The sequence below is a fragment of the Candidatus Enterococcus moelleringii genome (assembly GCF_017377575.1).
Lineage (GTDB): Bacteria > Bacillota > Bacilli > Lactobacillales > Enterococcaceae > Enterococcus_A > Enterococcus_A moelleringii.
On the sequence record NZ_JAFREM010000008.1, the window covers coordinates 30232 to 43966 of the forward strand.

The window sequence follows — 13735 nt, forward strand, 5'->3', positions numbered from 1 at the left end:
ATAGGAGGAATCACATGCGACAAACTAAAACAATGGATGGAAATACCGCCGCAGCTCATATATCTTATGCTTTTACTGAGTTAGCAGCGATCTATCCAATTACACCAAGTTCAACCATGGCTGAGCTCGTCGATCAATGGGCGGCACAAGGAAAGAAGAATATTTTCGGTCAGCCTGTTAATATAACTGAAATGCAATCTGAAGCTGGAGCGGCCGGAGTAGTTCATGGAGCGCTAAAAACAGGTGCGTTAACAACCACTTATACTGCTTCTCAAGGATTATTACTAATGATTCCTAACATGTACAAAATTGCTGGTGAGTTACTGCCAGGAGTTTTCCACGTAGCTAGTCGAGCGATTACCACAAATGCGTTGAATATTTTTGGCGATCATGGTGATGTGATGGCTGCGCGCCAGACCGGATTTGCTATGCTCCAGGAAAGCAGCGTACAGGAAGTGATGGATCTTTCAGCGGTTGCTCATTTGGCAGCCATCGAAGCCAGCGTCCCATTTGTGAATTTCTTTGACGGTTTCAGAACTAGCCACGAGATCCAAAAAGTTGAAGTATTGGAATATGACGAACTTGCTCCTCTACTTAATCAGGAAAAATTAGCGGAATTCCGCTCACGCAGCATGAATCCTAACCATCCAACGGTTAGTGGAACGAATCAAAATCCTGATATTCACTTCCAACAAAGAGAGACGGTGAATAAGTATTACCAGGATTTACCAGCGATTGTTCAGAAATACATGCGGGCCATTAATGAGCTGCGAGGAACTGACTACGATTTAGTTACATATTATGGTGTTGAAGATGCTGAAGAGATCATCATTGCCATGGGTTCAGTGGCACAAACGATTGAACAAACGGTGGATCACCTGAATGAACAAGGCCGCAAAGTCGGTTTCTTGAATATTCATCTGTATCGTCCTTTTCCAGTAGAAACACTATTGGAGAAAATGCCAAAAACAGTTAAAAGCATTGCTGTATTGGATCGCTCCAAAGAACCTGGCGCAGACGGTGAGCCGTTGCTGTTAGATGTTCAAAGTGCAATGTATGACGCAGAAACTCGACCAATGATTATTGGCGGACGCTATGGATTAGGTTCCAAGGATGTTACGCCTGATCAGATTATTGCAGTCTACAATGAGCTGTTAAAACCAAAAGGTACCGCGAAGTCTCGATTCACTATTGGGATTGTTGATGATGTGACTCATTTGTCTTTGAAAACAGAAGGAGTGGTTGACTTAACCAACCCTGCTACGTACCAAGCGAAATTCTGGGGTTTCGGTTCTGACGGAACAGTAGGTGCAAATAAATCCGCAATCAAGATTATTGGAGATAACACAGACAAATATGTTCAAGGCTATTTCTATTATGATTCGAAAAAATCTGGCGGATTAACGGTATCCCATTTACGTTTTGGCGATACGCCTATTCGCTCGACTTACTTGGTGGAAAGTGCTGACTTCATTGCTTGTCATACACCAGCTTATATCCATAATTACGATTTGCTGAAAGGTTTAAAGCCGGGAGGGACCTTCCTCTTAAATACGACTTGGAATGATCGACAAATTGATCAATTACTGCCAGCTCGTTTGAAGCGCTATATTGCCGAAAATGATATTAAGTTTTACACTATCAATGCGGCACAATTAGCTATGGGTGCTGGTCTGGGTCAAAGAATCAATACAGTTATGCAAACAGCTTTCTTTAAATTGACAGGGATTATTCCTTTCGACGAAGCGTTGGACATTTTGAAAGCAGAGGCTGATCGCAGCTATCGGCGCAAATCGATGGAAATTGTTGAAAAAAATATTGCGGCGATGGATCGGACATTAGAGGCGTTGCACCAATACCAAGTACCAGAAGAGTGGCGTCATGCTGAAATACCGGCTAAAGTTAGACCTAAAGCAGTGTCACAGTATGTAGAGCAAATTTTAGAGCCGGTAAACGCTATGGAAGGTAACAGTCTTTCTGTAGGCACTTTAGTTAATAATGGAATGACTGATGGAACAATTCCTGTGGGTACAACAACCTACGAAAAACGGGGGGTAGCCTTGCAGGTTCCCGAATGGATCAGCGATCGTTGTACGATGTGTAATGAATGTTCCTTTGTTTGCCCTCATGCAGCTATTCGTCCCTTTTTAGCTGACGAAGATGAAATGCAAGAAGCGCCAGAAGGATATATTGTTCGCGAAATGCGCGGCGAGGATGGATTGAAATACCGTATTCAGGTATCAATCGAGGATTGTACTGGTTGCGGCTTATGTGTTGAGGCCTGCCCGGCTAAAGGCAAAGCTCTTGTAATGAAGCCTTACCAAGAGCAAAAAGAACAAGCAGTAAACTGGGCCTTTGCTATGACTTTGAAACAAAAAGCGAATCCGGCTAAACCAAATACGGTTTTAGGTAGTCAATTTAATCAACCATTATTAGAATTTTCTAGTGCTTGTGCAGGTTGCGGAGAAACACCTTATGTGAAGCTGCTGACACAAATGTTTGGAGATCGTATGATGATTGCCAATGCTACCGGCTGCTCATCTATCTGGGGAGCTGCAGCACCGGTTAGTCCATATACTACAAACGCACAGGGTCAAGGTCCAGCTTGGTCTAACTCTTTATTCGAAGACAATGCGGAGTTTGGTTACGGGATGCTGTTAGCAAGTCAAACTCGTCGACAAGAGTTGGCTTCCAAAATGTCACAGGTACTGGATATAGTATCAGCTGAACTGAAAGACTTGATGGAAGACTGGATGGATCATTTACACGACTCAGAAGGCACTCAGCAGCGAGCGGCTAAATTAGCAGCTGCTTTAGAAGGTGAAAAAGAAAAGGATATTCGCTTAGAGGACATTTACAATAGCCGTGACTTATTCGTGAAAACAAGCCAATGGATATTCGGTGGTGATGGATGGGCCTACGACATTGGTTTTGGTGGTATTGACCATGTCATAGCCAGCGGCGCTGATGTGAACATTCTCGTTATGGATAATGAAGTATATTCTAATACTGGCGGACAAACATCCAAAGCTACTCCGGCTTCAGCAATTGCTAAGTTTTCTGCTAACGGAAAATACGCTTCAAAGAAAGACTTGGGACTAATTGCGATGACCTACGGCAATGTGTATGTGGCACAAATCGCTTCCGGAGCCAACCAAATACAAACAATTAAAGCGCTGGAAGAAGCTGAGAAATTCCCTGGGCCATCATTGATTATCGCCTACACACCATGTATTACTCACGGCTTGCAAGGTGGAATGGGAAGAAGTCTGCAAGAAGCTAAAGATGCGGTTAATTCTGGTTACTGGTCGCTTTATCGTTATAATCCACAGCTTAAAGAAGTTGGAAAAAATCCGATGAAGCTAGATTTCAAACGACCTGATTTTGGTCAGATGGTCGACTTTATGAAGCAGCAAGTCCGTTTTTCTTCCTTGCAAGGTGTTCAACCTGAATTTGCTGAAAGTCTCTACCGTAAGACGGTAAATGATGCTAAGACGCGATTTTTCAATTACGCTAAAATAGCTGGACAAGAAGAAAAATTGCGGGCAAAAATTGAAGGCATTCAAGAAGTAACAACTGAAAAACCAAAACGTGAGAAGCGGGAAAGAAAAATAGATCCCGAAGCAGAAGCGCGTCGAGCAGCCAGAAGAGCAGCTCGTGCAGAAAAGCGACAAACCAACGAATAATTAATGGAGTTCTCAGGACTTTTGTTCTGAGACTTTTTTCTTCTAATGAAACAGTTAAGCAGTCTCTATTTTTTGAACCTCTTATGGTATACTTGTAGAGAAACTGTATAGAAAGAGAGGTTGCCTATGCCTAGTCGCTTGAGTGAATTATTTAATTCCGATTATTGGCTGAGCTTCTTTTCTGAGAATCTTTCAACTTGGGACATTATAGCGAATCTTTTAGATATTGTCGTTGTTTGGTTTTTGATTTATAAGCTGTTTCAGCTTGTAAGAGGGACGAAAGCCGTACAATTAATTAAAGGCGTTGCAGTATTTATTGGAATTCGTATTTTAGCTGAATATACAGGCTTGCATACTTTGTCGTGGCTGATGAATCAGGTAATCACTTATGGTGTCATTGCCGGAGTAGTTATCTTTCAGCCAGAAGTACGCAGAGGGTTGGAACACTTAGGAAGAAGTTCATTTTTTAAACCGACCAAAAAAGAGGATCATGAAGATGAGAAGATGATTTTGGCGTTTGATAAAGCGATCCAATACATGTCTCGTCGGAAAATTGGTGCTTTGATCACGATTCAACGCAATACAGGTTTGGATGAGTATATTGAGACCGGTATTCCGTTAGATGCGGATATTACCGGTGAGCTGTTGATCAATATCTTTATTCCCAATACGCCGTTGCACGATGGGGCAGTTATTGTGAAGAACGGAAAATTAGCAGTAGCTTCCGCTTATTTACCGTTATCTGACAGTATGCTGATACCTAAAGAATTTGGAACACGACATCGTGCTGCTGTAGGTATCAGTGAGGTTAGCGATGCGGTAACAATCATTGTTTCCGAGGAAACCGGTGGGGTTAGTTTAACCTTTAATACCGACTTTTTGCATGATTTAAATCAAGAAGAATATCTAGCTATTATGCGAAGAGAACTGATCTCAGATGAGAAAGAGCGCAACAAAAAAAATATGTTGCAATCCTTTATTGACGGTGTCAGCAAAGGAGGTAAATAGCAGATGATGATTAAGTTTAAAAAGTCTAATTTACCGTACCTGCTGATTTCTTTGCTTTTTAGTCTCATGCTGTTCTTTAATGTAAATAGTCAAAATGTTAGTGACTTTTTTTCGTCAAATCCGACATACCAAGAAGCACTGCAAAATGTTCCAGTCACACTGGAGTATGATTCAGACGCATATTTTGTTCATGGATACGATAACACCGTTTCGGTACGATTGAGCAGTGCCAACCGTATTCAACTAGATCGTGAACTAGATGAAGATACTCGGACGTTTAGTATTGTGGCAGACCTCACTGGGTTAGATATCGGAACCCACGAAGTGAAGCTGAAAACAGATAGTTTGATGAGTTCGATTCATCCATCGATTGAGCCGCAAACAATTTCGGTGACTATTGAAAAGAAAACAACCAAAACTTTTGATGTAACTCCAGTCATCAGTAACGGTGCCGAGGAAAACGGGGTGCAGGTGGATAGTTTAACATCTGATCCTAGCACGGTTGAAATTACTACTGGAGAGCAAACAATGGAGCAAATCAGTCAAGTAATTGCTAGTGTAGACGCTAGTCAATTAACTGGTGAGGATGATACGACAAGAACTCAAATTCTAGCCTTGAATGCTAATGGCGAAGCTTTACCAATTCAAGCAAATCCGCAAACGGTGACTGTGTCATTCAGGGCGGAGCAGGAAACGAAACAAGTCGCTCTTGAACCTAAACAAGAAGGAACAGTTCCGTCTTCGGTTCAAAGTTATGATATAGAACTGGATCAGACTGATGCCACTATTCGGGGGATTAATTCCGCGATTGAAGCGATTGATACAATTGAAGTTCCGGTAAATATCTCGAATATTACAGAACCTGTCAGTCGGAGAGTGGATATCCCTGTGGATGACGGAATAGAAGTTAATCCTGTGGGCACCACAGCAAGGATTAGACCGATCTTACGAAGTTCTGCTTCAACAACACGTTCTACTGAGACAAGTACTAGTACAAGTCAAACCACTTCAACTGTTGACAGTGGAGGAACTGCTTCCTCTTCGACAGAGCAAACAGAGGCCAGCAGCGAATCAACAACGGTATCAACAAATTAGAAGATGAAGAAGGGAAATTTTGAATCATGGGTAAATATTTTGGAACAGACGGCGTCCGCGGGATTGCCAATAAAGAGTTAACACCAGAGTTAGCATTTAAATTGGGAAGATACGGTGGCTACGTTTTAAGTCAGCATGAGGAACGTGAATCGCGCCCTCGAGTGTTAGTTGGACGGGATACACGTATTTCTGGTGAAATGTTAGAATCGGCTTTAATCGCAGGGTTATTATCTGTAGGAATTGAAGTATTTCAATTAGGGGTAATTTCAACACCAGGCGTTGCCTATTTAACAAAATTACAAAAAGCTTCAGCCGGTGTTATGATTTCAGCTTCTCACAATCCAGCAGAAGATAACGGCATCAAATTCTTTGGTTGTGATGGCTTTAAGCTGGTAGATGATCAAGAAGCAGAAATTGAAGCTTTGTTGGAAGCTGATGAAGACACGTTGCCAAGACCTTCAGCCGAAGGTTTGGGTTCATTGGATGAATTCCATGAAGGTCTTTTAAAGTATTCACAGTTTTTGGTTCAAACAATTCCAGGCGATTTATCAGGTATAACTGTCTGTATTGATGCAGCTAATGGCGCTACTTCAACTAGTGTAAATCGTTTATTCGCTGATTTAGAAACTGATTTTTATACCATGGGAACTTCTCCGAATGGATTAAATATTAATGATGGTGTCGGTTCAACTCATCCGGATAAATTAGCAGAGATGGTTGTTGAGAAAAAAGCTAATGCTGGACTTGCATTTGATGGCGATGGCGACCGTGTAATTGCTGTGGACGAATTAGGAAACATCATCGATGGGGATCAAATCATGTTCATTTGCGCTAAATATTTAGCAGAGCGTAAACGTTTAAAGAAAGATACCGTGGTAACTACAGTTATGAGTAATCTTGGTTTCCATAAAGCAATTGAAGATATCGGACTTCAAGACGTCATTACTCAAGTGGGTGACCGTTACGTAGTTGAAGAAATGCGTAAAAATGACTACAATCTTGGTGGTGAACAGTCTGGGCACGTATTGTTCTTAGATTACAATACTACCGGTGATGGCATGTTGACTGGTATTCAATTGTTGAACATCATGAAACAAACCGGCAAGAAATTATCTGAACTTGCTGGTGAGGTTACGATTTATCCGCAAAAACTAGTCAATATTCGTGTAAGCAATAAATACGGTGCAATGGATGTTCCTGCAATCAAAGCGGTTATTGATGAAGCCGAAGCTGAAATGGGGGGAGAAGGACGTATTTTAGTTCGACCTTCTGGTACGGAACCCTTGCTGCGTATCATGGCTGAAGCTCCTACTCACGAAAAAGTAGAATATTACGTTGAGAAGATTGCGGCAGTTGTGCGTGAAGAAATTGGATTAGATTAATAATAAAAAGTGAAACTGCATTCGTGAAAATTTACGAATGCAGTTTTTTGGGATATAAAAAAAGAAAGACCAGCGAACTGATCTTTCCGTCAACTATTTTATTCAACTGTAACTGATTTTGCTAAGTTACGTGGTTTATCAACATCAAAACCGCGTTCTAACGTAGCGAAGTAGGCAATCAATTGTCCAGGAATGACTGAAACCAAAGGGCGTAAGAAATGATGCACGATTGGCAAGATAATTTGGTCGCCTTCTTTACTTAACTCCTCTGAAACGATTACGAAGGTATGAGCTCCACGACTTTCCACTTCACGTAGGTTTCCACGAGTATGAGCAGCCGTAACTTCATCAGTAATGATACCAATGACTGGAGTGCCCTCTTCGACCAAAGCGATCGTCCCATGCTTCAACTCACCGGCGGCAAATCCTTCTGCTTGAACATAAGAAATTTCCTTCAATTTCAAGGCAACTTCCATAGCTACGTAGTAGTCTTCGCTTCGACCGATGTAAAAAGCGTTGCGTGTAGTACTTAGGTAATCAATCGCTAATTGGCTGATTAATTCTTTTTCACTAATCATTGCATCCATCGCATTTGCAGCGATTCCTAATTCTTTCACGAAATCAAAATCTTGGGCAGCTGCTATTTTCTTGGCTTCACCAACTGCTTTGGCTAATACAGTTAGTACCGCAATTTGCGCTGTGTAAGCTTTAGTAGAGGCTACAGCGATTTCTGGTCCAGCATGCAATAACATTGTGTAGCTTGCTTCACGAGAAAGAGTAGAGCCAGCAACGTTTGTGATTGTCAATGAAGGATAACCCATTTCATTTGTTTTAACCAATACTTGACGGCTGTCAGCAGTTTCTCCGCTTTGAGTTAAGAAGACAAAGAATGGTTTTTCTGAAAGTAATGGCATGTTGTAACCAAACTCGCTTGAAAGATGTGCTTCCACTGGAATATGCGCTAGATTTTCAAGCACTTGTTTGCTTGCTAAACCAGCATGGTAACTTGTACCGCAAGCAATAATATAAATACGGTCGCTATCCAGTAGTTTTTCTAACAAGTCGTTTTCAATTGTGACGTTTCCTGCTTGATCAGTATACTCACTGATGATTCGGCGCATAGTAGCAGGTTGTTCGTCAATTTCTTTTAACATGTAGTAAGGGTAAGTACCTTTTTCCATATCTGACAAATCAATTTTTGCTTCATAAGGAGCACGTTCAATTTGATCGCCTGCTTGGTTTTCAATTTGGATAGAATCTTTGGCAACGATAACCATTTCGCCATCGTTAATTTCAACAAATTGATTGGTTTGTTCCAGCATAGCCATCGCGTCACTGCAGACAACGTTGAATCCGTCGCCTAATCCAATTAACAATGGACTTTTGTTTTTAGCTACATAAATAATGTCGCGATTTTCTTTGTCGATTAATCCAAAAGCGTATGAACCATGGATTTCCTGCAATGCTTTGCGGAAAGCTTCTTTCGTATCCAATCCTTCTTTAGAAAAATGCTCTACCAAATGGACCGCGATTTCTGTGTCAGTTTCTCCATAGAAGGCATCATCTGATAAAAAGTTTTGTTTCAACTCATCGTAGTTCTCGATCACTCCATTGTGAACTAAAACAAAACGACCGCTTTCTGAAGTATGAGGGTGGGCATTTTGTTCGCTAGGTTCACCATGAGTTGCCCATCTTGTATGCCCGATACCGATTGATCCGTGAACGTCGTCGGTAATTTTGGCCGCTAATTCTTTGATGCGTCCTTGTGATTTTACTAAATAATCTTCTTGGGCATCCGCTACGAAGATGCCTGCCGAATCGTACCCGCGATACTCTAATTTCTCCAACCCGTTCAACAAAATCCCTGCTGCTTGCTCGTTACCTACAATTCCTACAATTCCACACATAATGACTTTTCCTACTTTCTTTTTCATTATCTGCTTCCGTACCACTTGGTTGTTTCTTTGTTTTTCCTTCACAGAAATGTTTTAAAACAACCTGTAGAGGGTGGTGCCCCTGAAGCCATCCGCCGAATATTTCGATGAGCTTCTTCCTCGTCATCTCATAGAGACCTGGCGCTATCGTTATTGGTCTAACCAATAGTGATTTTTGGTATTGCTAACGGAAACACTGATTAATATATAATAAAACGATACATAAGTCAACTGTCGTTGGAGAAAATAAAAATTGGTCTAATCGAAATGCATAAGAAACCCAGTTGTTTCAGTAATTATTCTGTTCAAAGTTTTCATATTTACGAGGAATAAGGTAGAATGATAGAAAAAAGAGGAGGACCATCATGCAGCAAGTAGAAAATTTAACAGTTGGACAATTACGAGCTTTTTTAGCTGATTTAGAAAACCAAGCCGAAGTTACAGATGATACAAAAGTCTTTTTAGATACTGGGTGGGATAGCATTCAAGAAATTGCACCGGATGCACTGAGTATTGAAGAGGCTAAAACCTTTCAAATTGAAGATCCATTGAATCACGATATTTTTGAAGGCTACTCATTGCTGGAAAAAGCTGAGAAAATGAAGGCCGCCGGACCAGCAGAAAAAGTCTTGATTATTCGCAACTTGTACTAATTTACTAAGTCAAAAAGAGGAAGTAGGAAGAAAAATGAATAAACGTCGTTGGGCAGCAGTTGGAATTGCCGTATTTTTACTAATTTTCTCAGCAGTTACGTCGACTGTTACTAGAGTTCGCGAAACAAGTGAAAGTATGAGTCAAATGAATGAGCTGCTTTATGGGAATGGTGAGCCTAGTGAAGTAATTCTTGAAGCTGGCAGCAGCAGTAAAAAAATTGCTAAACTGACAATTGAAGGCACCATTTTAAATACTGGCACTAGTGGGCTTTTTTCCAGTGCCGGCTACGATCACGAAACTTTTATGAAACAGCTGGAAACAGTAAAAAATGACACGACTATTGATGGAGTTCTTTTAGTAGTGAATACGCCAGGGGGAGCAGTATATGAGACCGCTGAAATTACTAAGGCACTAAAAGAAATTGAAGAGAATGTTCCAGTATATGTTTCTATGGAAAACCAGGCGGCTAGCGGCGGGTATTATGTTTCAGCAAATGCCGAAAAAATCTTTGCTAGTGAAGATACAGTAACTGGTTCAATTGGGGTAATTATGTCCAGCACTAATTATTCTGGATTGATGGAAAAACTGGGTGTTACTGATACAACCATTAAAAGCGGGGAATTGAAAGATATTGGATCAAGTTCAAGACCGCAAACGGAAAAAGATCGCGAAGTTCTTCAGGCCTACATTGACAGCAGCTATGCTCGTTTTGTTAAAGTAGTTGCAGAAGGCAGAGATATGCCAGAAGATAAAGTCAGAGAATTAGCAGATGGGAGAATATACGACGGCGCTCAAGCCTTAGAAAACGGATTAGTGGATGAAATTGGTTATCCAGAAGATGCGCTAGCAGCCCTAAAAGAAGAGCAAGATCTTTCTGATGCACAGGTCATCGAATATACAGATGGCAGTACTGACTTCATCAATAGCTGGTTAGGCAATCAGCTGGCAGAAATTCAAAATTTGAAGCCTTCCCAAGAACAACAGGTAGCCAACATAATTGAACAAGTAGGCACTCCTCAATCACCTAAGGCGATGTATCTATATGGAGGTGAGTAAAGATGACGGATGAACAATTAGGACGTCCAGCAGTTGCACCTTTAGTAGACAGTGAGATAAACAGATCCTTTACTCAAGGTAATTCCTCAAAAGAAAATAAGCATCGTTATCCTGATTATTTTTATGCAGGTTTTTGGATTCGATTTTTTGCTTATATAGTTGATACATTGTGTATTACAGCAATTACAGGAATTTTTATCGGTGTACCATTCAACTTGTTGGGATTGGAGAAAAGCAGTCAGACCTTCTCAGTATATGGAATTTTGTCTTTAGTCATCTATTTAGGTTACTTTATTTTGTTAACGAAACTAAACCAGGGGCAAACTATTGGCAAAATGATTTTTGGTATTCAGGTAGTTTGTTTTAGCGAAGAAAGACTAAGCTGGTCAACTGTGTTGGTACGCGAAGGAGCATGTCGTTTCATTTTGAAAAATACGATTTTTTCTTTAGGATACTTAGTATCGATTTTTACGCCAAACAAGCAGCATTTGGGTGATTTATTTACCGAAACCAGCGTGGTTACTCTTAATATGCTAAAAGCTTCAGACTGTAAAGGAGCATTGAATTATCATGAGCAACCTTGATTTTCCTGGAAATTATGATTATTATCTGCGGAGCGGTCAGAAAGCCTTGGAAGATCACCGTCCTAAAGACGGTATCGTTCAGCTGGAGGCAGCTTATCAGATAAAACAAGAACCTATTGTCAATTGGTTGATCGCTACTACTGCTTTTGAACTAGGCGATTACAAGAAAAGCTTATCTTATATAGTTGAACTCCCAGATTTTTATATGGAAGAAGAAAATCGTGCAGAACTATATTTACAAAATCTTTTAATGAGTAAACAGTATCTTTCGGCCCGGAAATTACTTTGGGAAATTCAAAAGCTGGGTAAGCTGGATAAAGACAAGGTACAATCTTTTGAACAGCTTATCGATATGCAGGAGGCCTTTTATCAGCAAACTCAAAAAAGTATGATTCTTGAAATAAAACAGGAAATGGCTGAGTTGCCTCATGCTTCTGCAGTTTATCAATTGCAAATAGTTCAAAGAGTCAAGGAGCTTCCGCAAGCTGATTTAATAGAAGTATCTAATCAGCTAATGGTGAATCCCAAAGTCTCTCCACTGGTTCGTAATTTTTTGTTTGAAGAGTTGGTGAACACGGGAACTAAAGATTTATTATCGATATTGGCGATTGATGGAAGTATTCATACGTTATCGCCTGAAAAAATCGGAATTTCTGCTTCTAATCCATTAAAGAATGATATTTTAAATGGCCTAGAAGAGATTTTAGAAAATAAAGATCCTGTTCTGTTAACTAGTTTAATGGAGGAGGCTAAGGTAGAATTGGCGCTCTTATACCCGCTCTATGAGCAATATGAAAATAGTCGATTTTGGGTGAACAGCTATCTTTCTGAGTACTTGAATCAAGAATATCCACTAAATGAAAAAGTTGAAGAGATCAGAAAGAAAATCAAGCAAGAGATAAACGGATTTTATCAAGGATAAAGTGCATAGAATCATAGCTTTATATTTACAATTGTCATCCAGTAGTGTACTATTTAGTAGTATGCAAATTGCAAGTATTTTAATATTCGGAGGGAACAAACTTGACAGCAACTTTTGAAAAAACAAGCACCAATGAAGGTGTATTAACATTCTCAATCGATCAAGCAGAAATTCAAAAAGGCTTGACAAATGCGTTTAACAAAGTAAAAAAAGATTTAACCGTACCTGGCTTCCGTAAAGGTAAAATTTCACGCCAAGTATTTAACCGTATGTACGGCGAAGAAGCACTTTACGAAGATGCATTGAATTCTGTTTTACCTGAAGCCTATGAAGCAGCTGTTAAAGAAGCAGCGATCGAACCAGTATCTCAACCTAAAATTGATGTAGATACAATGGAAAAAGGTAAAGACTGGGTGATTAAAGCAGAAATCACTGTAAAACCTGAAGTTAAATTGGGTGACTATAAAGAACTAGAAGTTCCTAAACAAACAGTTGAAGTTTCAGATGAAGATATTGCTAATCGTTTGAAACGCGACCAAGAAACACAAGCAGAGCTTGTAATTAAAGAAGACGAAGCTGCTGAAACTGGCGACACTGCAGTAATTGATTTTGAAGGCTTTATTAATGACGAAGCGTTCGAAGGCGGTAAAGGCGAAAACTATTCTCTAGAGTTAGGTTCAAGTTCATTTATTCCTGGGTTTGAAGAACAAGTAGTTGGACACAAAGCGGGCGAAAGTTTTGATGTAACAGTCACTTTCCCTGAAGAATATCAAGCTGAAGGTTTAGCTGGTAAAGAAGCAGTTTTCAAAGTAACTGTTCATGAAGTTAAAGCTAAAGAATTACCTGAGTTAGACAATGACTTTGCAAAAGACATTGATGACGAAGTAGAAACTTTAGATGAATTAAAAGAAAAATATCGTAAAGAATTATTAGAGCAACGTGAACAAGCAGCGAAGGATGCAAAAGACGAAGCGGCAATCAAGCAAGCAGTCGATAACGCTGAAATCGTAGATCTTCCTCATGTAATGGTTCATGACGAAGTACACCGTTCAATGGATGAGTTCTTAAACAACATGCAACGTCAAGGTATTTCGCCAGAAATGTATTATCAATTAACTGGTTCGTCTGAAGCAGATCTTCATACACAGTTCGAAGGCGAAGCTGAAGGCCGAGTGAAAACAAACCTTGTAATGGAAGCGATCGTTGAAGCGGAAAAAATTGAAGCATCTGATGAAGAAGTTGAAAAAGAAATTACAGAATTGGCAGAAATGTACCAAATGCCAGAAGATCAAATCCGCAAAGCACTTACAGAAGATATGCTGCAACATGACATTAAAATGAAAAAAGCTGTTGAATTAGTTACTGGAACAGCTGTTGAAAAATAATTTTTACTTGGAACTCCGTCGCTATACAG

The 13735-nt window shown here is 40.2% G+C and carries 10 protein-coding genes; 9 read left to right on the top strand and 1 reads right to left on the bottom strand.

Annotation, left to right across the window (positions count from 1 at the left end):
• The first annotated feature begins 14 nt into the window (after positions 1–14).
• From nifJ to glmM, 4 genes are all read left to right on the top strand, one after another.
• Positions 15–3686 (top strand): pyruvate:ferredoxin (flavodoxin) oxidoreductase, encoded by a 3672-nt coding sequence (nifJ, locus tag JZO70_RS04745; protein ID WP_207672399.1) that lies wholly within the window; start codon positions 15–17, stop codon positions 3684–3686.
• A gap of 126 nt (positions 3687–3812) precedes the next feature.
• Positions 3813–4694 (top strand): diadenylate cyclase CdaA, encoded by an 882-nt coding sequence (gene cdaA / locus JZO70_RS04750; protein ID WP_207672400.1) that lies wholly within the window; start codon positions 3813–3815, stop codon positions 4692–4694.
• A gap of 3 nt (positions 4695–4697) precedes the next feature.
• Positions 4698–5789: a CdaR family protein gene (locus JZO70_RS04755; RefSeq protein WP_207672401.1), complete on the top strand. Its 1092-nt coding sequence runs from the start codon at positions 4698–4700 to the stop codon at positions 5787–5789.
• Between the two features lie 26 nt (positions 5790–5815).
• Positions 5816–7171 carry a phosphoglucosamine mutase gene (glmM, locus tag JZO70_RS04760; RefSeq protein ID WP_207672402.1) on the top strand — a complete coding sequence of 452 codons (1356 nt, stop codon included), beginning with the start codon at positions 5816–5818 and terminating at the stop codon, positions 7169–7171.
• A 98-nt stretch (positions 7172–7269) separates the two neighbouring features.
• Here glmM and glmS read toward each other — a convergent pair whose 3' ends face one another.
• Positions 7270–9078 (bottom strand): glutamine--fructose-6-phosphate transaminase (isomerizing), encoded by a 1809-nt coding sequence (glmS, locus tag JZO70_RS04765; RefSeq protein ID WP_207672540.1) that lies wholly within the window; start codon positions 9076–9078, stop codon positions 7270–7272.
• Positions 9079–9470: 392 nt separating this feature from the next.
• Between glmS and JZO70_RS04770 the strand changes: the two genes are divergently transcribed.
• The 5 genes from JZO70_RS04770 (at position 9471) to tig (ending at position 13706) form a co-directional block, all read left to right on the top strand.
• Entirely contained in the window at positions 9471–9758 is a 288-nt protein-coding gene (locus tag JZO70_RS04770) for a hypothetical protein (protein WP_207672403.1), read from the top strand.
• A 34-nt stretch (positions 9759–9792) separates the two neighbouring features.
• Positions 9793–10815, top strand: coding sequence for a signal peptide peptidase SppA (gene sppA, locus JZO70_RS04775; protein ID WP_207672404.1), 1023 nt, complete (start codon positions 9793–9795; stop codon positions 10813–10815).
• Positions 10816–10817: 2 nt separating this feature from the next.
• The gene (locus JZO70_RS04780) at positions 10818–11399 is read left to right on the top strand and encodes an RDD family protein (protein ID WP_207672405.1); all 582 of its coding nucleotides are present in this window, start codon (positions 10818–10820) and stop codon (positions 11397–11399) included.
• Complete coding sequence (locus JZO70_RS04785; RefSeq protein ID WP_207672406.1) at positions 11386–12321, top strand: hypothetical protein; 936 nt, start codon at positions 11386–11388, stop codon at positions 12319–12321. Before JZO70_RS04780 ends, JZO70_RS04785 begins: the two co-directional genes overlap by 14 nt.
• Before the next feature lie 101 nt (positions 12322–12422).
• The gene (tig, locus tag JZO70_RS04790) at positions 12423–13706 is read left to right on the top strand and encodes a trigger factor (RefSeq protein WP_207672407.1); all 1284 of its coding nucleotides are present in this window, start codon (positions 12423–12425) and stop codon (positions 13704–13706) included.
• Positions 13707–13735: the final 29 nt, after the last annotated feature.

Bases quoted from the DNA above. Each gene is read 5' to 3' on its own strand.
- nifJ (WP_207672399.1), top strand. From the start codon at position 15: ATGCGACAAACTAAAACAATGGATGGAAATACCGCCGCAGCTCATATA.
- JZO70_RS04780 (WP_207672405.1), top strand. From the start codon at position 10,818: ATGACGGATGAACAATTAGGACGTCCAGCAGTTGCACCTTTAGTAGAC.
- glmM (WP_207672402.1), top strand. From the start codon at position 5,816: ATGGGTAAATATTTTGGAACAGACGGCGTCCGCGGGATTGCCAATAAA.
- JZO70_RS04755 (WP_207672401.1), top strand. From the start codon at position 4,698: ATGATGATTAAGTTTAAAAAGTCTAATTTACCGTACCTGCTGATTTCT.
- cdaA (WP_207672400.1), top strand. From the start codon at position 3,813: ATGCCTAGTCGCTTGAGTGAATTATTTAATTCCGATTATTGGCTGAGC.
- JZO70_RS04770 (WP_207672403.1), top strand. From the start codon at position 9,471: ATGCAGCAAGTAGAAAATTTAACAGTTGGACAATTACGAGCTTTTTTA.
- glmS (WP_207672540.1), bottom strand. From the start codon at position 9,078: ATGTGTGGAATTGTAGGAATTGTAGGTAACGAGCAAGCAGCAGGGATT.
- JZO70_RS04785 (WP_207672406.1), top strand. From the start codon at position 11,386: ATGAGCAACCTTGATTTTCCTGGAAATTATGATTATTATCTGCGGAGC.
- sppA (WP_207672404.1), top strand. From the start codon at position 9,793: ATGAATAAACGTCGTTGGGCAGCAGTTGGAATTGCCGTATTTTTACTA.